The organism is Paracoccus sediminilitoris, from assembly GCF_003259195.1.
GTDB classification, from domain to species: Bacteria; Pseudomonadota; Alphaproteobacteria; order Rhodobacterales; family Rhodobacteraceae; genus Paracoccus; species Paracoccus sediminilitoris.
The window spans coordinates 663,783-684,076 of sequence record NZ_QJPK01000001.1; the positions used below are offsets into that span (position 1 = coordinate 663,783).

19 protein-coding genes are annotated in these 20,294 nt (G+C 65.9%); 12 read left to right on the forward strand and 7 right to left on the reverse strand.

The annotated features are described in order from the left end of the window. Positions 1–63 precede the first annotated feature (63 nt). Positions 64–378, forward strand: a complete 315-nt coding sequence (locus DKT70_RS03240) for a DUF1476 domain-containing protein (RefSeq protein WP_111557763.1) — start codon at positions 64–66, stop codon at positions 376–378. On the opposite strand, the gene DKT70_RS03245 is transcribed toward DKT70_RS03240, so the two are convergent. From DKT70_RS03245 to DKT70_RS03255, 3 genes are read right to left on the reverse strand one after another with little or no spacing between them, the layout of a single operon-like run. After that, positions 379–1,722: an MATE family efflux transporter gene (locus tag DKT70_RS03245; RefSeq protein WP_111557764.1), complete on the reverse strand. Its 1,344-nt coding sequence runs from the start codon at positions 1,720–1,722 to the stop codon at positions 379–381. It lies immediately after the preceding gene. Position 1,723: 1 nt separating this feature from the next. Further along, positions 1,724–2,224, reverse strand: coding sequence for a PaaI family thioesterase (locus DKT70_RS03250; RefSeq protein ID WP_111557765.1), 501 nt, complete (start codon positions 2,222–2,224; stop codon positions 1,724–1,726). A gap of 2 nt (positions 2,225–2,226) precedes the next feature. Continuing rightward, positions 2,227–2,667 carry a PaaI family thioesterase gene (locus DKT70_RS03255; protein WP_111557766.1) on the reverse strand — a complete coding sequence of 147 codons (441 nt, stop codon included), beginning with the start codon at positions 2,665–2,667 and terminating at the stop codon, positions 2,227–2,229. Positions 2,668–2,810: 143 nt separating this feature from the next. Here DKT70_RS03255 and DKT70_RS03260 point away from each other — a divergent pair, with 143 nt between their 5' ends. From DKT70_RS03260 to DKT70_RS03310, 11 genes are all read left to right on the forward strand, one after another. Continuing rightward, the gene (locus DKT70_RS03260; RefSeq protein WP_111557767.1) at positions 2,811–3,188 is read left to right on the forward strand and encodes a MerR family transcriptional regulator; all 378 of its coding nucleotides are present in this window, start codon (positions 2,811–2,813) and stop codon (positions 3,186–3,188) included. A 113-nt stretch (positions 3,189–3,301) separates the two neighbouring features. Beyond that, positions 3,302–3,700 (forward strand): MerR family transcriptional regulator, encoded by a 399-nt coding sequence (locus DKT70_RS03265; RefSeq protein ID WP_111557768.1) that lies wholly within the window; start codon positions 3,302–3,304, stop codon positions 3,698–3,700. 4 nt (positions 3,701–3,704) lie between these two features. Then, positions 3,705–5,483, forward strand: coding sequence for an acyl-CoA dehydrogenase C-terminal domain-containing protein (locus DKT70_RS03270; RefSeq protein WP_111557769.1), 1,779 nt, complete (start codon positions 3,705–3,707; stop codon positions 5,481–5,483). Positions 5,484–5,756: 273 nt separating this feature from the next. Continuing rightward, complete coding sequence (locus DKT70_RS03275; protein WP_111557770.1) at positions 5,757–6,398, forward strand: glutathione S-transferase family protein; 642 nt, start codon at positions 5,757–5,759, stop codon at positions 6,396–6,398. Then, a complete protein-coding gene (locus tag DKT70_RS03280) occupies positions 6,395–7,606 on the forward strand; it encodes an acetyl-CoA C-acetyltransferase (protein ID WP_111557771.1) in 1,212 nt (403 codons plus the stop codon). The genes DKT70_RS03275 and DKT70_RS03280 overlap by 4 nt, the downstream gene beginning before the upstream one ends. Positions 7,607–7,617: 11 nt before the next feature. Continuing rightward, a complete protein-coding gene (locus DKT70_RS03285; protein ID WP_111557772.1) occupies positions 7,618–9,801 on the forward strand; it encodes a 3-hydroxyacyl-CoA dehydrogenase NAD-binding domain-containing protein in 2,184 nt (727 codons plus the stop codon). 188 nt (positions 9,802–9,989) lie between these two features. Beyond that, positions 9,990–11,174 carry a toxic anion resistance protein gene (locus DKT70_RS03290; RefSeq protein WP_111557773.1) on the forward strand — a complete coding sequence of 395 codons (1,185 nt, stop codon included), beginning with the start codon at positions 9,990–9,992 and terminating at the stop codon, positions 11,172–11,174. Further along, positions 11,171–12,196 carry a DUF2927 domain-containing protein gene (locus DKT70_RS03295; protein WP_111557774.1) on the forward strand — a complete coding sequence of 342 codons (1,026 nt, stop codon included), beginning with the start codon at positions 11,171–11,173 and terminating at the stop codon, positions 12,194–12,196. The genes DKT70_RS03290 and DKT70_RS03295 overlap by 4 nt, the downstream gene beginning before the upstream one ends. A 30-nt stretch (positions 12,197–12,226) precedes the next feature. After that, complete coding sequence (locus DKT70_RS03300) at positions 12,227–13,330, forward strand: SPFH domain-containing protein (RefSeq protein WP_111557775.1); 1,104 nt, start codon at positions 12,227–12,229, stop codon at positions 13,328–13,330. A gap of 4 nt (positions 13,331–13,334) precedes the next feature. Further along, positions 13,335–14,498 (forward strand): zinc ribbon domain-containing protein, encoded by a 1,164-nt coding sequence (locus DKT70_RS03305; RefSeq protein WP_111557776.1) that lies wholly within the window; start codon positions 13,335–13,337, stop codon positions 14,496–14,498. Positions 14,499–14,510: 12 nt separating this feature from the next. Next, positions 14,511–15,422, forward strand: coding sequence for a carbohydrate kinase family protein (locus DKT70_RS03310; protein WP_111557777.1), 912 nt, complete (start codon positions 14,511–14,513; stop codon positions 15,420–15,422). Between the two features lie 102 nt (positions 15,423–15,524). Here the strand turns inward: DKT70_RS03310 and hflX are convergent, their stop codons facing one another. From hflX to trkA, 4 genes are all read right to left on the reverse strand, one after another. After that, complete coding sequence (gene hflX / locus DKT70_RS03315) at positions 15,525–16,916, reverse strand: GTPase HflX (RefSeq protein WP_111557778.1); 1,392 nt, start codon at positions 16,914–16,916, stop codon at positions 15,525–15,527. Beyond that, positions 16,917–17,150 carry an RNA chaperone Hfq gene (gene hfq, locus DKT70_RS03320; RefSeq protein ID WP_020949330.1) on the reverse strand — a complete coding sequence of 78 codons (234 nt, stop codon included), beginning with the start codon at positions 17,148–17,150 and terminating at the stop codon, positions 16,917–16,919. A 117-nt stretch (positions 17,151–17,267) separates the two neighbouring features. Next, positions 17,268–18,899 carry a TrkH family potassium uptake protein gene (locus tag DKT70_RS03325; protein ID WP_233490397.1) on the reverse strand — a complete coding sequence of 544 codons (1,632 nt, stop codon included), beginning with the start codon at positions 18,897–18,899 and terminating at the stop codon, positions 17,268–17,270. A 9-nt stretch (positions 18,900–18,908) separates the two neighbouring features. After that, on the reverse strand, positions 18,909–20,285 hold the full coding sequence (gene trkA / locus DKT70_RS03330; RefSeq protein ID WP_072295435.1) for a Trk system potassium transporter TrkA: 1,377 nt from the start codon (positions 20,283–20,285) through the stop codon (positions 18,909–18,911). Positions 20,286–20,294 lie beyond the last annotated feature (9 nt).

The window sequence follows — 20,294 nt, forward strand, 5'->3', positions numbered from 1 at the left end:
GAGGCTTGCGACAAGACGTGCGAAAGGCTCTTATCTGACCAAGTTACAGCAGGAGGTGGACCGATGACCACGTTTGACGACAGAGAGCGCGCCTATGAGGCGAAATTCGCGCATGATGCCGATCTGCGCTTCAAGGCCGAGGCACGCCGCAACCGCCTGCTGGGCGAATGGGCGGCCGGGCTGCTGGACAAGTCCGGCGACGAGGCCCGCGCCTATGCGATGACCGTCGTCACCTCGGATTTCGAGGAACCCGGCGAGGAAGACGTCTTCCGCAAGGTCAGCACCGACCTGCAGGGGGTCGCCGATGACGCCACGATCCGCGCCAAGATGGCCGAACTGATGGACGAGGCCCGCCGCCAGGTCGTCGACGAAAGCTGATCACGCCACCGCCGCGTCGCCCCCGGGGGGTGTCGCGGCATCCTCGGCATGGCCATACCGGCGCAGCATGGTGATGGCGCGCGCGGTATTCAGCGCCATCAGCGCCGCCCACAGCCCGTGATTGCCCCAGAACGGCGGCAGGATCAGCACCGCCGCCACGAAGACCGCGACCGACCGGATCATCGCGTTGCGCATGTCCCGCGTCAGCGTCGCCCCGATGAAGATGCCGTCCAGCATCCAGCCCGCCACGCCGATCAGCGGCGCAAGCCCCAGCCACGGCAGAAAGATCCGCGCCTCGGCCCGGACCTGAGGAGAGGTGGTCAGGATGTCGATGATCGGCCCGCCCGCGACGATGAAGACCAACCCCAGCACGACCGCGCCCCCCAGCCCCCATTGCGAGGTCAGGATCGATGCCCGCCGCACCCGGTCCGGCCTCTGCGCCCCCACCGCCTGCCCCACCAGGCTTTCGGCGGCAAAGGCGAAGCCGTCCAGCGCGAAGGCCGTCAGCGCCACGAATTGCAGCAGCACCTGGTTCGCGGCCAGCGGCACGTCCCCCTGCCCCGCCCCCAGGAACAGAAAGCTGGTCATGCAGCCCTGCAGGAGCACCGACCGGATCATGATGTCGGTGTTCACCCGCGCCAGCCGGTCGATCTTGGCGCGCGCGAACAGGCTGGCCGTGTCGCGGGCCGCCGTGACGGCGCGGGCCAGCACATGGCGCGCCAGCCACAACCCGACCGCCAGCCCCGCCAGCTCGGCCGCCAGCGTGGCCCAGGCCACGCCGCTGACCCCCAGGCCCAGCCCCAGCACGAACCAGATGTCCAGGCCCACATTCAGCCCGTTCTGCAACAATTGCAGCCCCAGCACCGCGCGGGTGCGTTCGACCGCGATCAGCCAGCCGGTGATGGCGTAAAGCCCGATGGTCGCAGGTGCACCCCAGATGCGGATGGCCAGATAGTCGCGGGCCAGTGTTTCCACCGCATCTGATGCCGGGGCCAGCCGGAACGCCGCCCAGAATATCGGCACCTGCAGCACGATGAAGACCGCCCCGGCCGCGCCCGCGATGGCCAGCGCGCGCAGCAGATGGGCACCGACCTCGGCCTGGTCGCCCGCGCCGTGGCTCTGCGCCACCAGCCCCGAGGTCCCCATGCGCAGAAACCCGAACACCCAATAGATCGAGGTCAGGATGACCGCCCCGATGCCCACCGCACCGATCGCCTCGGGCAGGCCCAGCTGGCCGACGACGCCGGTATCGACCAGACCCAGCAGCGGCACGGTCAGGTTCGACAGAACGATGGGCAGCGCGATGTTCAGCACGCGCCGATGCGTCAGCAGGGGGCCTTGCATGTCAGGGCTGCGGCATCAGGAAATGCCCGGTCGCCTGCGCGATCAGGCGGGCACGGTTGTCCTGCCATGCCTCGACATGGACCGAGGCATAGCGCCGCCCCGACCGCACGACACTTGCCCGCGCATAGGCGTCGCGCGGCAGGCCCGACCGCAGGTAATCGACGGTGAAATCGATGGTCTTGGGCAGACGCGGCAGGCTGTCGGGCACCGCCGCATCAGGCGCGATGCGGCCCGATTCCAGATCCTCCCACATGACCGACCAAGACAGCTCGATGATGGCCGTGACCTCAAGAAAGGCCGCCGTCACCCCGCCGTGGATGGCGGGCAGGCGCGGATTGCCGATCAGCTTTTCGTCATAGGGCAGGATGGCGGTCAGCTCGTCACCGCGCCGGTCGAAGGTGATGCCCAGCCAGGACATGTAAGGGACGCCGGTGACCAGCGCCTTCAGCGCCGAATCGCGACGCGATTTGATCTGATGCAGCGGTTCGTTGCGGTCGCCCATGATCACCTCTCGGCCGTGAAGGCGCCGGTCGCGGTCGCCACGGGGTTTTCACCATCCTCGTCCAGCGCCACGGCCCGCAGGAAGGCCACGCTGCGGGTCATGTGATAGCATTCGGCACGCGCGGTGATCCGCTGGCCGGGTTTCGCGGCGCGCATGTAGTCGATGCGCAGGTCGATGGTCGCGGTCGAGGTCGGATTGCTGGGATGGACCATGACCGCAGCCCCGCAGCAGGTGTCCATCAGCGCCGAGACGACGCCGCCATGGATGACGCCCGTCCGCGGGTCGCCTACCAGATGTTCGGCCCAAGGCATGCTGATCACGGCGCGGCCCGTGCCCAGTTCGTCCACCCGCATGCCTAAGGCGCGCGCATGGGGGATGGCCTCGATGAATTGCTGGGCGATGCGGGTGCGATCATCCTGGGGGCCTTCGGTCTGGTCGGGCATCCGCGTCTCCTTGGTGTTTGTTGATGCTTAGCCGCGCGTTAGGCGCATGCTCAACCCCAATGAACCATGACTGCGCGATTCGGTTGAGAATATGATCGACACCGCCTAAGTTTACGCAAAGGGAACCGGGCGAGGAGGCGCGAATGACCGAAGACCGCATCAGCTTCAAGGAGATGTGCGCACGCTTCGACGTGACGCCGCGCACGCTGCGCTATTACGAATACATCGAGCTGCTGAAGCCTTTCAAGGAAGGCCGCGCCCGCTTCTATGGCCCGCGCGAGGTGGCGCGGATGACGCTGATCCTGCGCGGCCGCCGCTTCGGATTCTCGCTCGAGGATATCCGCAAATGGCTGCTGATCTATGACAAGAAGGGGTCGCGGGAACAGTATCAGGTCTGGATCGAGATGGCCCAGAGACAGCTGGATGTGCTGGACCAGCAGATCGCCGACATGCAGGCGGCACGCGCCGACCTGGCCCAGCTGCGCCAGACCGGAGAGGACGAGCTGGCCCGCATGGAATGACGCCACGGCAGGGGACTGTCGTGACGCCGCGTCTTGCTTACGTTCGCGTCAACTTGATCCTATCTTGAGGCCAAGGACGGAACGCCAGGTTTCAGGAGGAGGAGCCGCCTACCATGTCCGACGAGCTGATGACCATTCGACAGATGTGCGACGCATTCGACGTCACGCCGCGCACGCTTCGCTTCTATGAGGCGCGCGAACTGATCTTTCCCCAGCGCAGGGGCCAGCACCGCCTTTACGACCGGCGCGACCGGGCAAGGCTGACGCTGATCCTGCGGGGCAAGCGCTTTGGTTTCAGCCTGGAACAGATCCGCCAGCTGCTGGAGCTTTACGCCCCCGGCAGTGCCAACCGCACGCAGATCGCCGCGACGATCGAGGTGGGTCAGGCAAGGCTGGCCGACATGGAACGGCAATATGCGGAACTGAGCGAGGCCATCGCCGAACTCAGGCAGCATCTCTCCGACGCGCAGACCCGGCTTGCCGCCGCGTCCCACGAACAGCCCACAGGATAACGCCATGCCGATCTACAATCCGCCGATCCGCGACCTGCAATTCGTGCTGCACGACGTGCTGAAGCTGTCGCAATCCGATCTTCCCGGTCACGACGACCTGGACCCCGAATTTACCGAAGCCATCCTGGAGGCGGCGGGCAAGCTGGCCTCCGAAGTGCTGGCCCCCCTGAACCTGCCCGGCGATCAGCAGGGCTGCGTGCTGGAGAACGGCGTCGTGCGCACCCCCGACGGGTTCGGCAAGGCATTCGAAGCCGTCAAGGAAGGCGGCTGGACCGCCCTGGATTGCGACCCGGAATATGGCGGGCAGGGCATGCCCTACACCATGGGCGTCGCCACCGGAGAGATGTTCGTGTCGGCCAACATGGCTTTCAACATGTATCAGGGCCTGACCCACGGCGCCTATTCCGCGATCCATGCCCACGGCACCGACGACCAAAAGCAGACCTATCTGCCCAAGATGGTCAGCTGCGACTGGACCGGCACGATGAACCTGACGGAACCGCATTGCGGCACCGATCTTGGTCTGCTGCGCACCAAGGCCGAACCGCAGGACGATGGCAGCTATCTGATCACCGGGCAGAAGATCTTCATCTCGGCCGGCGATCACGACATGGCGGAAAACGTCATCCACCTGGTTCTGGCCAAGGCGCCCGGCGGCGGCGAGGGCACCAAGGGCATCAGCCTGTTCATCGTCCCGAAGTTCCTGGTGAACGCGGACGGCAGCCTGGGTGATCGCAACGGCGTGTCGGTGGGCGCGCTGGAACACAAGATGGGCATCCATGCAAATGCGACCTGCGTCATGAACTATGACGGCGCGCGCGGTTGGCTGCTGGGCGATCTTCACAAGGGCATGCGCGCCATGTTCACCATGATGAACGAGGCCCGCATCGGCGTCGGCCTGCAAGGCTATGCCGGGGCCGTCCCCGCCTATCAGAACGCCGTCGCCTATGCCAAGGACCGCCTGCAGGGCCGCGCCGTGACTGGCGCGCAAAACCCGCAGGGCGCGGCCGATCCGCTGATCGTGCATCCCGACATACGGCGCAGCCTGATGGACCAGAAGTCCTTCCTGGAGGGCGCCCGCGCCTTGGCCCTGTGGGGTGCGCATCTGGTCGACCGCAGCCACATGGGGGGCGACAAGGATGCCGAAGGGCTGGTGTCGCTGATGACGCCCGTCATCAAGGGCTTCCTGACCGACAAGGGCTTCGAGACCACGGTGCTGGCCCAGCAGGTCTTTGGCGGCCACGGCTATGTCGAGGAATGGGGCATGAGCCAGTTCGTCCGCGATGCCCGCATCACCATGATCTATGAAGGCGCGAACGGCGTGCAGGCACTGGACCTGGTCGGCCGCAAGCTGGCCCAGGACGGCGGCAAGCACGTCATGGCTTTCTTCGAGATGATCAAATCGTTCTGCAAGGAACAGTCAGGCAACCCGGCATTGGCCGCCGATTTCATCGACCCGCTAAAGGCCGCGTCCAAGGACCTGCAGGCGGCGTCCATGTTCTTCATGGAACGCGGCATGAAGAACCCCAACGACGCGCTGTCGGGCAGCTACGATTTCATGCACCTGTTCGGTCACGTGACGCTGGGCTACATGTGGGCGCGGATGGCCGTTGCCGCACAGGCCGCGCTGGACGCGGGCACGGCAGACCCGGCCTTCCACAAGACCAAGCAGGCGACCGGTCGATACTACATGAAGCGGCAGCTGCCGATGACGGCGACGCATCTGGCCCGCATCCAGTCCGGAGCGGCGACGGTGATGGAGCTGGAGGCAGAAGCCTTCTGATTCGGCAGCGAAGGCGGAGGGGTCGCATTGGGTATTTTTTTGCAAAGATGAAGCAGGATGCGCCCCGGCCTCTCCCGATTGTTGTCGGGTCAGGCGTTATCGGCCCACAGACCGGGGCGACTTCTCCTTTGGCGGTCATCGGCTCCCCAGCCTGTACCGCCCAACCAGACTAATGCCGCTCTGTTGAAGAAGTGGTTAACGCCTCTTCTTCTTTGCCCAAATACCCCGCGGGGGTCCGGGGGGTGCGAAGCCCCCCGGTGTCGAGGAGGAAAGATGACCGCGCAACTCTGGTGCTTTGGTGAATCCGGGAACGCTTACAAACCGGCGCTAACGATGCAGCTGGCGGATTATGACTGGCAGCCCGTTTATGTCGATTTTTTCAACGGAGAGGGGCGCAGCCCTGAATTCCGTGCTTTGAACCCAATGGGCGAAGTGCCGGTCTTTCGAGAAGGCGACCTGACCCTGACGCAATCCGCCGTCATCCAGCTGCACATCGCCGAGCGGACCGGCAAGTTTCTGGGCAGCGACCGCAATGAAACGCTGCGCTGGCTGATGTTCGACAATCACAAGGTATCCGCCCAGGCGGGACCGGCACGGTTCCTGTTGAACTTCCTGCCCGCAGACAAGCGTCCGGCAGGTGCTGCGGAATACCTGCAGGGGCGGCTCAAGGGTGCCTATCAGGTGCTGGACGCGCATCTGGCGGACCGGGACTGGGTCGCGCCCGGCGGACCGACCATCGCCGATTTCGCGCTGTGCGGATACCTGTACTACCCCGAGCCTTTCGGTTTCGACCGCCAGGACTGGCCCCATATCGACCGCTGGCTGCAGACCATCCAGGACCTGCCCGGCTGGAAACACCCCTATGACCTGATGCCCGGCAATCCATCCGACCGGGCGCCCAAGGAGGACACATGACCGACGCATTCATCTATGACGCTGCCCGCACGCCACGCGGCAAGGGCCGCCCCGATGGCAGCCTGCACGAGGTCACGTCGCTGGCGCTGTCCGCGCGCCTGCTGAACGCTGTCAAGGAACGCAACGGGCTGAAGGGCCACGCGGTCGAGGACGTGATCTGGGGCAACGTCACCCAGGTCAAGGAACAGGGCGGCTGCCTGGCACGCAGCGCCGTTCTGGCATCCGACCTAGACCAGTCCATCCCCGGCCTGTCGATCAACCGCTTTTGCGCGTCCGGCATGGAGGCGGTGAACCTGGCCGCCAACCAGATCAAGGGTGGCGCGGGCCAGGCCTATATCGCCGGCGGGGTCGAGATGATGGGTCGCGTTGCCATGGGCAGCGACGGGGCGGCCATCGCCGTCGATCCGGGGCTGGCCATGCGGACCTATTTCGTTCCGCAGGGGATCAGCGCCGATATCATCGCGACCGAATACGGCTTCAGCCGCGCGGATGCCGATGCGCTGGCCTTGGAAAGCCAGCGACGCGCCGCGCAGGCTTGGGCTGATAACCGTTTTGCCAAATCCATCGTCCCTGTGCTGGACCAGAACGGCCTCACCATCTTGGACCGCGACGAATACATGCGTCCCGGCACCACCGCCGAAGACCTGGCCAAGCTGAAACCCGCCTTCAAGGAGATGGGCGAGTTGATGCCCGGCTTCGACAAGGTCGCGATGCTGAAATACCCGCACCTGACCCATGTCGATCACATCCACCATGCGGGCAACAGCAGTGGCATCGTCGACGGTGCCGCCGCCGTGCTGATCGGCAACGCGGAATTCGGGCAGGCGCATGGCCTGAAGCCCCGCGCCCGCATCCGCGCCACCGCCAAGATCGGCACCGACCCCACAATCATGCTGACCGGCCCGGTTCCCGTGACCGAGAAGATCCTGAAGGACAGCGGCCTGTCCATCGGCGACATTGACCTGTTCGAGGTCAATGAGGCCTTTGCCTCGGTCGTGCTGCGCTTCATGCAGGCCTTCGACGTGGACCATTCGAAGGTCAACGTGAACGGCGGCGCCATCGCCATGGGCCACCCCCTGGGCGCGACCGGCGCGATCATAATCGGCACTCTGCTGGACGAGCTTGAACGGCAGGACAAGACCATGGGTCTGGCGACCCTGTGCATCGCGTCCGGCATGGGCGCGGCCACCATCATCGAACGCGTGTGAGGAGCCCGGACATGACCGATTTCACGATGGAAAAAGGCGCCGACGGCGTCGCGGTGATCACCTGGGACGTGCCGGGTAAGTCGATGAACGTGCTGTCGATGGACGGCGCGACCGCGCTGAATGGCCTGATCGACGACGCGCTGGCCGACGATGCCGTCAAGGGCATCGTCATCACCAGCGGAAAGAAGGATTTTGCCGCCGGGATGGACCTGAAGGTCATCGCGGGGATGAAGGACGCGAATGGCGCACAGGGAGTATTCGACGGCGTGATGACGCTGCACCACCTGCTGCGCAAGATCGAACTGGCGGGCATGGACCCCAAGACCAAGAAGGGCGGCAAGCCGATCGCCAGCGCACTGCCCGGCACCGCGCTTGGCATCGGGCTGGAGCTGCCGCTGGCCACGCATCGCATCTTTGCGGCCGACAATGCCAAGGCCAAGATCGGCTTGCCCGAGATCATGGTCGGCATCTTTCCCGGCGCTGGCGGCACGACCCGGCTGACCCGCAAGCTGGGCGCGATGATGGCCGCACCCTTCCTGCTGGAGGGAAAGCTGTCGGACCCCAAGAAGGCGAAATCGGCCGGGCTGATCGACGAGGTCGTCGAAGATCCGCTGGCCGCCGCCAAGGCTTGGGTGCTGGAGGCCAAGGAGGCCGACCTGGTCAAGCCGTGGGACGCCAAGGGCTACAAGATGCCGGGCGGAGAGCCGTTCCACCCTGCGGGCTTCATGACCTTCGTGGGCGCATCCGCGATGGTGCATGGCAAGACGATGGGCGTTTATCCGGCAGCCAAGGCGCTGCTGTCGGCGGTCTATGAGGGGTCTATGGTGCCGTTCGACCAGGCGCTTAAGATCGAGGCGCGCTGGTTCACCAACGTGCTGATGAACCCCAGCAGCACCGCGATGATCCGCAGCCTGTTCATCAACAAGGAAGCGCTGGAGAAGGGCGCGAACCGCCCCGACGCGCCGGACCAGACCGTCCGCAAGGTAGGCATCCTGGGCGCGGGCATGATGGGCGCGGGCATCGCCTATGTCAGCGCCATGGCCGGGATCGAGGTCGTGCTGATCGACGCGGCCCAGGACAGCGCCGACCGCGGCAAGGCCTATTCGACGGGCCTTCTGGACAAGGCCATCAGCCGCAAGAAGGCGACCGAGGAGAAGAAGGCCCAGGTGCTGGACCGCATCACCGCCACAACGGATTACGCCGCCATGCAGGGCTGCGATCTGATCGTCGAGGCGGTCTTCGAGGACCCCTCGGTCAAGGCCGAGGTGACGAGGAAGGCCGAAGCCGTGATCCCGCAGGACGCGATCTTTGCCACCAACACATCGACCTTGCCGATCAGCGATCTGGCGCGTGCCAGCGCGCGGCCCCAGCAGTTCATCGGCATCCACTTCTTCAGCCCGGTGGACAAGATGCTGCTGGTCGAGATCATCAAGGGCAAGGAAACCGGCCCCGTGGCCGTCGCCAAGGCGCTGGATTTCGTGCGCCAGATCCGCAAGACCCCCATCGTCGTCAATGACGAACGGTTCTTCTATGCCAACCGCTGCATCATCCCCTATATCAACGAAGGCATCCGCATGGTGGCCGAGGGCGTGAACCCCACCCTGGTCGAAAACGCCGCCAAGATGATGGGCATGCCCCTGGGCCCGCTGCAACTGGTCGACGAGACCTCGATCGACCTGGGCGTCAAGATCGCCAAGGCGACCAAGGCCGCGATGGGCGACGCCTATCCCGACGGTGCAGTTGACGATGTCCTGTTCTGGATGGCCGATCAGGGCCGGATGGGACGCAAGGGCGGCGCGGGCTTCTATGCCTATGAGGATGGCAAGCGGCAGGGCCTGTGGGAAGGTCTGGACGCGCAATACCCGCGCAGCCCCGACCAGCCCGCGCTGGAAGACATTCAGCACCGCCTGATGTTCGCCCAAAGCCTGGAGGCCGTTCGCGCGCTGGAGGACGGCGTGCTGGAGGATATCCGTGAAGGCGACGTGGGCGCCATCCTGGGCTGGGGCTTTGCGCCTTGGTCGGGCGGTCCCTTCGGCTGGCTGGATATCCTGGGCGCGGGACGCGCGGTGCAGATCTGCGACCGGCTGGAGGCGCAGCACGGTCCGCGCTTCAAGGCGCCGCAGATGCTGCGCCAGATGGCGGAAAAGGGCGACAGCTTCTATGACCGCTTTGGTTCGGGCAAGAAGGCCGCCTGATCAGGCCCATCCGTCTGATCCGACTTTTTTGAGGGGGGCGCGGTCATCCGCGTCCCCCTTTTTCGTCTTCCACGTCATGAATGACGGGAAACTTTCCCCGTGCTATGCCGTTGAAGTCCAGCGATTCCGCCATATGCTGCTGTGCAGAAACGGCGTGACCACCGGATCGCCGACAAGGGGACATTCTGATGACCGACGACACCCGCCGCCGCGCCGAAGCGACCCAGAAAGAGATCGAGAGCCTGACCTCGGATCTGCCTGCGCAACCGGCCGAGGCCCCCGTCGCACTGGCCGAAGCCGACGAGGCCACCGCGCAGGCGATCCGCAGACGCATGGCCGAGATCGATCTGGGTGACAGCGGGTCGATCCTGCGGTTCGGGACCCGCGCCCAATCGGGGCTGCAGCAGATCAGCCAGCAGATGCTTGCCGACGTCAAGACCAAGGAGGCCGGTCCCGCCGGTGACAGCCTGCGTGAGGTGGTCACCACCATCCGCGGCTTTTCGACGTCGGAACTGGATGTCCGCCGCACCCGCAGCTGGTGGGAAAAGCTGCTGGGCCGGTCGGCCCCCTTTGCCAAGTTCGTCGCCAATTATGAAAACGTCCAGACCCAGATCGACCGTATCTCGGCCGAGTTGGAGGCGCATGAACAGACCCTGCTGAAGGACATCAAGTCGCTGGATCTGCTTTATGACCGGACGCTGACCTTTTATGACGAATTGGCGCTTTATATCGCCGCCGGGACCGAAAAGCTGCACGAACTGGACCATGACGTCATCCCCGCCAAGGAGGCCGAGGTCGCCGCCAAGCCCGAGCCCGACCAGGTGATCGAGGCGCAGGAGTTGCGCGACCTGCGCGCGCTTCGCGACGATCTGGAACGCCGCGTCCATGACCTGAAGCTGACCCGCCAGGTGACGATGCAGTCCCTGCCCTCGATCCGGCTGGTTCAGGAAAACGACAAGTCGCTGGTGACCAAGATCAACTCGACCCTGGTGAACACGGTGCCCCTGTGGGAAACCCAGCTGGCGCAGGCCGTCACCATCCAGCGCAGCGCCGAGGCGGCCCGCGCGGTGCGCGAGGCCAGCGACCTGACCAACGAATTGCTGACCCGCAACGCCGACAATCTGCGTCAGGCCAACGCCACCATCCGCGCCGAGACCGAGCGTGGCGTCTTTGACATCGAATCCGTCAAGACCGCCAATGCCCAGCTGATCGCCACCATCGAGGACAGCCTGCGCATCGCCGATGAGGGCCGCGCACGCCGCGCCGCCGCCGAAAGCGACCTGACCCAGATGGAGGCCGAACTGCGCCACACGCTGGCCGCCGCGTCCGCGCCGCGCCTGAACAAGACCGCACCGGCAGGGGGGCGTCGATGATCCGCCCGGCCCTCTTCCGCACATCGGGCGCCGTTCTGGCGGCCGCTCTGCTGTTGGCCGCCTGCAGCGATGGCCAGACGCCGCCTGCCCCGCCGACATCCGACCGCCCCGATCCGCGTCCGGTCACTCAGGAGGACGCGGCCCCGACCCAAGCCGAATTGCGCAAGGCACGTGCCGAACGCAACCGCGCCGCCAATGCCGTCCCGACCTCGGCCAGCGCGGCCAGCCAGACGCAGCGCGATTACTATGCCGCCATGCAGCGCCGCCTGATCGCGCAGGGCAAGCTGCGTCGGGACCGGGTGCCGCAGGATGCCCCCATCACCGCCGAAACGCTGACCCGCGATTTCATGGCCATCGCGCTGCGCGACGAATACAGCCGCAGCGGCGACGCGCTGGTGTCGCAGTCGCGCAGCGCGCCTCTGCGCCGTTGGGTACAGCCGGTGCGGCTGCAGCTGGAATTCGGCCCCTCGACCCCGGTCGCTGAACGCGCCGCCTGGCGGTCCGAGGTCACGGGTTTCGGCAACCGCCTGTCCGACGCGACCGGTCATCCCATCGCCCTGACCGGCAGCGGCGGCAATTTCGCAGTGCTGATCCTGTCCGACGATGAACGCCGCGCCATCGGCCCCCGCCTGTCGGAACTGGTTCCCGGCATCCCGTCCCAGGATGCCGCCATGCTGGCCAACCTGCCCCCCGCCATCAGCTGCACCGTCTTCGCCTATTCCCAGGGCAGCGCCAGCGAATATGCCCATGCCGTCGCCGTGATCCGCGCCGAGCTGCCGGACCTGTTGCGCACGTCCTGCATCCACGAGGAAATCGCCCAGGGCATGGGCCTGGCCAATGACAGCCCCACCGCACGCCCCTCGATCTTCAACGATGACGAGGAATTTGCCCTGCTGACCCGGCATGACGAATTGCTGCTGCAGATCCTCTATGATCCGCGCCTGCGCCCCGGCATGACCGACGCGCAGGCCGCCCCCATCGTCCGCCAGATCGCCTCCGAACTGCTGGGCGAGGCCGCCTGACCCGGCCAGCACCACAAAGGGAAAATGCCCATGTCTATCTTCGACATCCTTGGCGGCGAATTCATCGACATCATCGAATGGACGGCGGACAGCCGCGACACGATGGTCTGGCGTTTCGACACGGTCGGCCACGCCATCAAATACGGGGCCAAGCTGACCGTCCGCGAAGGTCAGGCGGCTGTCTTTGTCCATGAAGGGCAGCTGGCGGATGTCTTCGGGCCGGGGCTTTACCTGCTGGAGACGAACAACCTGCCGATCCTGACGCGGCTTCAGCATTGGGATCACGGTTTCCGCAGCCCCTTCAAGTCAGAAATCTACTTCGTCAACAAGACGCGCTTCAACGACCTGAAATGGGGCACGCGCAACCCGATCATCGCCCGCGATCCTGAATTCGGCCCCGTGCGCCTGCGCGCCTTCGGCACCTACTCGATGCGCGTCACGGACCCCGCGCGCTTCATGTCCGAAATCGTCGGCACCGACGGCGATTTCACCAAGGACGAGATCACCCTGCAAATCCGCAACGTGATCGTGCAGGAATTTTCCCGCGCCATCGCCGCCGCCAACATCCCCGTGCTGGACATGGCCGCCAATACCGGCCAGCTGGCCACGCTGGTCGCCAAGGCCATCGCCCCGGTGATCGAGACCTATGGCCTGACCCTGCCCGAATTCTATATTGAAAACATTAGCCTACCTTCCGAGGTCGAGGCGATGCTGGACAAGCGCACCTCGATGGGGATCGTCGGCGACTTGGGCCGCTTCAGCCAATATGCCGCGTCTGAGGCGATGATGAACGCCGCCCAGAACCAGGGCGACGCAGGGGCCGGGTTCGGTGCGGCGATGGGGGCGGCGATGGGCATGGCGCGCAGCGGTCCCTGGGGTGCCGCCCCCCAGCCCGCCCCCGCAGCACCGCCGCCCCTGCCCGGTCGCGCGGTCGAAACCGTCTGGCACGTGGCCATCGGCGGACAGGCGCAGGGCCCCTATGGGCGCGGCCATCTGGGCCGTATGGTCGCCGATGGCAGTTTCGCCCGCGACACTCTGGTCTGGACGCCCGGTCAGGACGGCTGGCTGCCCGCCGAGGATGTGCCGGAACTGGCGCAGCTGTTCACCATGATGCCTCCGCCCCTGCCGGGCTGATCCCATGGCGGAAATGGAACACCGTTTTCCCTGCGCGCAATGCGGGGCCAGCCTGCGCTTTCAGCCGGGCCAGCAGGTGCTGGTCTGCGAGTATTGCGGCCATCGGCAGGATATCGGACCCGGCCCGTCCCGCGCGCCGGGCCGCCAGCCGTCGAAGGACGCGACCCTGCAATGGGACGCCAGCCACAAGGCCCCCCAGCTGGTGGAAATCCCGCTGGCCAAGGGCCTGCATCTGGATGCGGGTTCCGCCGACATCACCCAGACGGTGCGCACGCTCTCCTGTCCCAATTGCGGCGCGCGGGTCGATCTGGACGCCGACCATCATGCCAGCCTCTGTCCCTTCTGCGCGACGCCCGTGGTGACCGATACCGGCGCGACCCGCCGGATCAAGCCGCAAGGTGTCCTGCCTTTCGTCCTGACCGAGGTTCAGGCCCGCGATGCGATGAAGGACTGGCTGGGCAGCCTGTGGTTCGCGCCTTCGGGGCTGACGGCCTATGCGCGCAAGGACCGGCGTCTGACGGGGATCTATTCCCCCTTCTGGACCTTCGACGCCAGCAGCCGCAGCCGCTATCGCGGTCAGCGCGGCGATACATATTACGAAACCGTCCATGTCACCCAACAGGTCAATGGCCGCAACCAGCGCGTGGCGCGGCAGGTCCCCAAGATCCGTTGGCGGCCCGTATCGGGTCAGATCGCGCGGGATTTCAACGATGTGCTGGTGCCCGCCTCGACCGCGCTGCCCGCCGCGATGACACAGGCGCTGATGCCGTGGGATCTTGCGCAGCTGGCCGATTACCGCCCTGCATTCCTGTCGGGCTTCGAGGCCGAGGGCTATACCACCCCCTTGGCCCAAGGGCATCAGGCGGCGCGGGGGCAGATGGCGCAGGTCATCGCATCGGATGCGCGCCGCGACATCGGGGGCGACCACCAGCGCATCGACGCGATCGACAGCGATTTCAGCGCCGAAACCTTCAAGCATGTCCTGCTGCCCATCTGGACGGCGGCCTATCGCTATAACGGCAAAAGCTATCGTTTCGTGGTGAACGGCCAGTCGGGACGCGTCACGGGCGAACGTCCGTGGTCCGTCTGGAAAATCGCCGCCGCCGCTTTCGTCGCGCTGGTAGCGTTAGCAGTTTTCATGTATCTGGCCAATTCAGGACAGGTCTGAAAGGGGCACGCCATGATTTTGTGCGCAGGTGAATCGCTGATCGACATGGTGCCGGAAGACGGCGCGTTCCGGCCCCTGGCCGGGGGCGCGGTCTATAACACCGCGATCGCGCTTGGCCGCTTGGGTCAGGATACGGGCTATCTGTGGCCGATCAGCCGCGATCCCTTCGGTGACGTCATCATGCGCCCCCTGGCCAAGGCCGGGGTGAACATCGACCTCTGCCCGCGCACCGACCGCCTGACCACGCTGGCCTTGGTGACGCTGACCAACGGAGAGGCGCTCTATTCCTTCTATGACGAAGGATCGGCAGGTCGCATGCTGACCAGCGACGACATCGCCCCCCTGCCCGCCAGCGTCACGGCGCTGTTCGCAGGTGGCATCAGCCTTGTCCCCGACCCCTGCGGCGCCGCCATCGAAGGGCTGATCGCCCAGCATCACGACCGCCTGCCGGTGATGATCGATCCCAACATCCGGCCCTTCTTCATCACCGACCCTGACAGCTATCGCGCACGGCTGGACCGGATGCTGCCGATGGCCGATATCGTCAAGCTGTCCTCGGATGATCTGGAATGGCTCTATCCAGGCCTCGACCCAGAAGACGCCGCGCGCAAGGTGCTGGCCACCGGCCCCCGGATGGTCCTGCAAACCGGCGGAGAGGCCGGCGCCAAGGCCATCTGGAACGGCCCCACCGTCAGCGCCCCGGCCGTCCGCACCACCGTCGCCGACACGATCGGCGCCGGCGACACGTTCAACGCGGGCGTCATGGCCAGCTTCGACCGACAGGGCATCCTGACCAAGGACGGCATCGCCTCGGTCACCGCCGACCAGATCCATGCGGCGCTGACGCTCGGCGCCAAAGCCGCCGCCATCACTGTGTCGCGCCCCGGCGCAAATCCGCCTTGGGCGCGGGAAATGTCCGCCTGAACATGCTGCTGATCAAGGGGAGGGTCCGGGAGGGGCGCTGCCCCACCCGGCAGGGGGGTGCGGGGGGCCGGCCCCCGCCTGCGTCGCGGGACGCAATTGCCGTCAGTCGGCCGGATGCCACCCGCCCGAACGCGGCTGATCGGGCTCGTCATCCTCGTCCGGCTCGGTGGCCGTCCCATTGAACGCCTCGAAGGCGCCCTTCTGGCGGGCCGTCCAGCGCAGGTGCAGGCGCAGCCCGTCCTCGGCGGTTTCTTCGCGTTCGACCACGCCCGCCTCGTGCAGCCATGCCCGGCTGCGTCCGTCGGCAAAGTCCAGGACCACCTGATCTTCCATGCGATGTTCGTCCAGAACCTCGCCAAGGCGGTGGTCAATGGCCGCGACCAGATCCTCCAGCCCCTCGCCCGACAGGGCGCTGACGGCCTGCACGCCCTCGGTCCGGGCATCGGTGCGGCGCAGGGCCGCACGGGTATCCGCGCCAAGCGCGTCGATCTTGTTCCAGACCTCAATCGCCGCTACGTCGTCATCAACGCCCAGACTGTCCAGGATCTCGGCCACGTCATTGGCCTGCTCCTCGGTCTCGGGATGGCTGATGTCGCGGACATGCAGGATCAGGTCTGCTTCCAGAACCTCCTCCAGCGTGGCGCGGAAGGCCGCAACCAGCTCGGTCGGCAGATCGCTGATGAAGCCCACCGTGTCCGACAGGATGATCTTGCGTCCCGAACTGCCGCCCGCGGCATCCGGCAGGCGGATGGCGCGCATGGTCGGGTCCAGCGTCGCGAAAAGCATGTCCTTGGCAAAGACGTCGGCCCCGGTCATCCGATTGAACAGCGTCGACTTGCCCGCGTTGGTGTAACCCACCAGCGCCACGATCGGATAGGGCACCTTGGCACGGGCGGCACGGTGCAGCGTGCGGGTCTTGACCACGCGTTCCAGCTGACGGCGCAGGCGGGTCATCTGTTCGTCGATGGCCCGACGGTCCGCCTCGATCTGGGTTTCGCCGGGACCGCCGACAAAACCAAGGCCGCCACGCTGGCGTTCCAGGTGCGTCCAGGCCCGCACAAGCCGCGTGCGCTGATAGGACAGCGCGGCCAGTTCGACCTGCAACACGCCTTCCCGCGTCCGGGCGCGATCGGCAAAGATTTCGAGGATCAGCCCGGTCCGGTCCAGAAGCTTGACGCCCCATTCCTTTTCCAGGTTGCGTTGCTGAACCGGGGTCACCGGTCCGTCGACCAGGACCAGCTCCGCCTCGGCTTGCTCCAGGCGCTCGCCGATCTCGGCCAGCTTGCCCTTTCCGAACAGTTTTCCGGGGTTGGGTTCGCGCAGGTTCGCCACCTCTTGGCCCACCAGCTCGATCCCCGGCAAGGCATAGGCAAGCGCCACGGCCTCGGCGAGGGAATGTTCCGGCTCGCGCCGCTGCGTGCGGGCGCGTCCAAGATCTGGGTGGATGACGTAAGCGCGGGTCGGTTTAATTTCGGTAGATGTCAGTTCCGCCAATCAATCCTCGCCTTCATACAGGCTTATGGGCTGGCCCGGCATGATCGTGCTGATCGCATGCTTGTAGACCAGCTGCGATTGCCCGTCACGACGCAGCAATACGCAGAAGTTATCGAACCAGGTGATGACGCCTTGCAGTTTGACGCCGTTGATCAGGAATATGGTGACCGGCACCTTCGCTTTACGGACATGGTTCAGGAATGCGTCCTGCAGGTTCTGCTTGTCGCCAGCCATTTCTTATTCCGTTTTTCACTGTTCCCCGTCCTCACAACATCTAAGGAGTTGCCCCAGACCATGCAAGCACGCGCCAATCCGCCAGGTCACAGGACCAACATTTAGGCAACACCCGGTTCAGCGGCGCCAGAATTCCGGGGAAAACAGCGCCAGGACGGCCAGGGTTTCGATCCGTCCAAGGATCATCGCGAAGGCCAGCACGATCTTGGTAAAGACCGGCAGGCCCGACCAGCCCTCCCAGGGGGCGGATGCGATGCCGGCGCTGGCCTCGAAGGCGGGGGTCAGGGGGATGGCGCCCGCCAGGGGCCCGGTATTCGTCAGCGCGGCGATCGACAGGATGGTGGCGGTTTCGAATTCGATGGCGTGGATCGACACCAGCGTGACGACGGCGGCGATGGACATGGCGAACAGCATGAAGAAGATGAAGGCCAGATAGGCCCCCTCGCGCCGCAGCCGCCGCGCGATGCGCCCGCCCCCCGACACCGAGCTGGGATGGACGATCCGTTCCATTTCCCTTTCGCCGTGGCGGGCCAGGGCATAGACGCGCAGCAGCTTGACGCCCCCCGCCGTGGTGGCGATGCCGCCGCCCATCATCGCCAGACCCGCCAGGATCAGCCCCGGCGCGCTCAGCCCCGACCAGGCGCGCGCGCCCTGCCAGTCGACCGAGTTCCACCCCGTCGTCGTCAGATAGCTGAGCGCGTTGAACATCACCCCCCACAGCGCCGACAGCCCGTTGACCAGATCGGCCAGCATCGGGGGCATGTTGGGGCCGGCACCGGCCGCGTCGATCGCACCCAGGAAATGGCGCAGGAACAGCACCGCGCTGACCAGGATCACCATCGCGGCGGCCATCTGCAATTCAGGGTCCTCGCGCAGGGTCTCGGTCGCGCGCAGCTCTCCGCCGCCGGGCCAGAAGCGGCGCGACAGGGCGGGGATCAGGAAGACAAAGATCAGCATTTCGCCGGCCACGCCCGACATCTCTCCGGTCTGGCCGATGACCGGGGATATGCCCGATGTGGACAGCGTGCCCATCGCGCGGGTCAGCGCCAGAAAGGACGGATCACCCAGCAGCAGCAGCCCGATCCACAGGGCCAGCGTCAGCGCCAAGTAGACCGGCCCGACCTGCTTGGCCGCCCGGATCAGCCGCACGCCCGGATCCGCGGTGCGGCTGTCATGGCGGGGGTCCGACAGATGCGACACCGGCTGGCGCGGATCGGCCGAACGGGGCAATTGCTGGATGTATTCGTCGCGGCCATAGGGGCTGGACATGATCTCGAACCCGCCGACGCGCAGCGGCGCCAGGATCGCCACCGCCGAGATCAACACGAAGAACCCGCCCATCCAGCCCACCAGCGACCGCCACAGATGCAGGGGCGCAGGCAGCAGGTCCGCCGAATAGAGCGAGGCCCCCGTCGTCGTCAGCGACGACACCATTTCCCACCAGGCGTTGAAGAACCCGGTATCGGGCAGGCTTTCGGCGAAGGGCAGCGCCATCAGCAGCGGCAGCAGCCCGAAGACCCCCAGCATCGTCAGCAACGTCTCGCGCGATCTTTGCGGGCGGGGGTTGGCATGGGTGGCCAGCCCGATCAGTCCGCAGAAGATCAGGATGAACAGCGCGGCATAAAAGAAGGTGCGCGCGATCACCTCGTCATTTGTGACGGATGCGAAGGATGCCGGGATCAGCATCGTCAGCGCGACGATCCCGCTCAGCAGGACCAGAAGCGGCAGGCGCTGAAGGATGCGGATCATCGCGCGCCCCTAGAAGAAGTCGATCGAGACTTGCAGCAGGCGCTCGACCTCGTGAACATCCTTGGTCAGCGCGAAGATCAGGACGATGTCGCCTTCCTCGATGCGGGTGTCGGCCAGGGGCTTGATGACCTTGTCGCCCTTGCGCACCGCGCCCAGCAACGCGCCTTCGGGGAATTCGATGTCGCGGATGGCGCGGCCCGACATGGGGCTGGTCGACAGGACCTGCGCCTCCATCACCTCGGCCTCGGCATCGCCGATGGAATAGATGTCGCGCACCCGCCCGTGGCGGATATGGCGCAGGATCGTGGAGACGGTCGTCGCGCGCGGGTTGATATAGGCGTCGATGTCCAGCGCGCCCATCAGCGGCACCAGCGTGGGATCGTTGATCAGCGCGATGGCCATCTTGGCGCCCGCCTGCTTGGCGCGCACGGATGCCAGGATGTTCGTCTTGTCGTCATCGGTCACGGCCAGCACGGCATCGGCCTGCGGCACGCCGGCTTCGTCCAGCAGTTCGGCCGACAAGCCGTCGCCGTTAAGCACGATGGTACGTTCCAGCCGGTCGGCGGCGAATTCGGCGCGGGCGCGGTCGCGTTCGATCAGCTTGGCACGGATGCGATCGGCGCGGTTTTCCAGCGTCTGCGCCACGGCCAGGCCCACATTGCCCGCCCCGATGATGGTGACGCGTTCCTGCTTCTGCGGCGGCTTGCCAAAGATATCCAGTGTGCGCGGCACGTCATCGACATGGCTGAAGACATAGATCTGGTCGCCCGCGAACAGCTGGTCGCCCGCCTCGGGGGCGAAAAGACGCCCGTCGCGGCGCACGCCCGCCACGATGGCCCGCAGGCTGGAAAACAGTTCGGTCAACTGGCGCAAGGGCGTGTTCAGCGCCGGGCAGTCGGGTTCCAGGTCGATCCCCAACATGTGGATCTTGCCGTCCATGAAAGTCTCGACATCGAAGGTCGAGGGTGCCGACAGCCGCTGCAGCGCGGCTAGCGCGACCTCGCGTTCGGGGCTGATGACCACGTCGATGGGCAGATGTTCGGTGCGGTACAGATCGGAATAGATCGCGTCCAGATAGGCCCCCGACCGCAGGCGCGCGATCTTGCGCGGCACCTGAAAGACGGAATGGGCCACTTGGCAGGTGACCATGTTCACCTCGTCGGAATGGGTGGCGGCGATGATCAGGTCGGCGTCGCGCGCCCCCGCTCGGTCCAGGACGTCGGGATGGCTGGCGAAACCGGTGACGCCCTGCACATCCAGCGCGTCGGTGGCGCGGCGGATCAGTTCGGGGTTGTTGTCGATGACCGTGACGTCGTTGCGTTCCCCAGACAGGTGGCGCGCAATCTGCCAACCGACCTGCCCGGCCCCGCAAATGATGATCTTCATCCACAGCCC

Bases quoted from the DNA above. Each gene is read 5' to 3' on its own strand.
- DKT70_RS03305 (WP_111557776.1), top strand. From the start codon at position 13,335: ATGGCGGAAATGGAACACCGTTTTCCCTGCGCGCAATGCGGGGCCAGC.
- DKT70_RS03300 (WP_111557775.1), top strand. From the start codon at position 12,227: ATGTCTATCTTCGACATCCTTGGCGGCGAATTCATCGACATCATCGAA.
- DKT70_RS03270 (WP_111557769.1), top strand. From the start codon at position 3,705: ATGCCGATCTACAATCCGCCGATCCGCGACCTGCAATTCGTGCTGCAC.
- hfq (WP_020949330.1), bottom strand. From the start codon at position 17,150: ATGGCTGGCGACAAGCAGAACCTGCAGGACGCATTCCTGAACCATGTC.
- DKT70_RS03295 (WP_111557774.1), top strand. From the start codon at position 11,171: ATGATCCGCCCGGCCCTCTTCCGCACATCGGGCGCCGTTCTGGCGGCC.
- DKT70_RS03275 (WP_111557770.1), top strand. From the start codon at position 5,757: ATGACCGCGCAACTCTGGTGCTTTGGTGAATCCGGGAACGCTTACAAA.
- DKT70_RS03290 (WP_111557773.1), top strand. From the start codon at position 9,990: ATGACCGACGACACCCGCCGCCGCGCCGAAGCGACCCAGAAAGAGATC.
- DKT70_RS03285 (WP_111557772.1), top strand. From the start codon at position 7,618: ATGACCGATTTCACGATGGAAAAAGGCGCCGACGGCGTCGCGGTGATC.
- DKT70_RS03260 (WP_111557767.1), top strand. From the start codon at position 2,811: ATGACCGAAGACCGCATCAGCTTCAAGGAGATGTGCGCACGCTTCGAC.
- DKT70_RS03250 (WP_111557765.1), bottom strand. From the start codon at position 2,224: ATGGGCGACCGCAACGAACCGCTGCATCAGATCAAATCGCGTCGCGAT.
- trkA (WP_072295435.1), bottom strand. From the start codon at position 20,285: ATGAAGATCATCATTTGCGGGGCCGGGCAGGTCGGTTGGCAGATTGCG.
- DKT70_RS03245 (WP_111557764.1), bottom strand. From the start codon at position 1,722: ATGCAAGGCCCCCTGCTGACGCATCGGCGCGTGCTGAACATCGCGCTG.
- DKT70_RS03310 (WP_111557777.1), top strand. From the start codon at position 14,511: ATGATTTTGTGCGCAGGTGAATCGCTGATCGACATGGTGCCGGAAGAC.
- DKT70_RS03255 (WP_111557766.1), bottom strand. From the start codon at position 2,667: ATGCCCGACCAGACCGAAGGCCCCCAGGATGATCGCACCCGCATCGCC.
- DKT70_RS03325 (WP_233490397.1), bottom strand. From the start codon at position 18,899: ATGATCCGCATCCTTCAGCGCCTGCCGCTTCTGGTCCTGCTGAGCGGG.
- DKT70_RS03240 (WP_111557763.1), top strand. From the start codon at position 64: ATGACCACGTTTGACGACAGAGAGCGCGCCTATGAGGCGAAATTCGCG.
- DKT70_RS03265 (WP_111557768.1), top strand. From the start codon at position 3,302: ATGTCCGACGAGCTGATGACCATTCGACAGATGTGCGACGCATTCGAC.
- DKT70_RS03280 (WP_111557771.1), top strand. From the start codon at position 6,395: ATGACCGACGCATTCATCTATGACGCTGCCCGCACGCCACGCGGCAAG.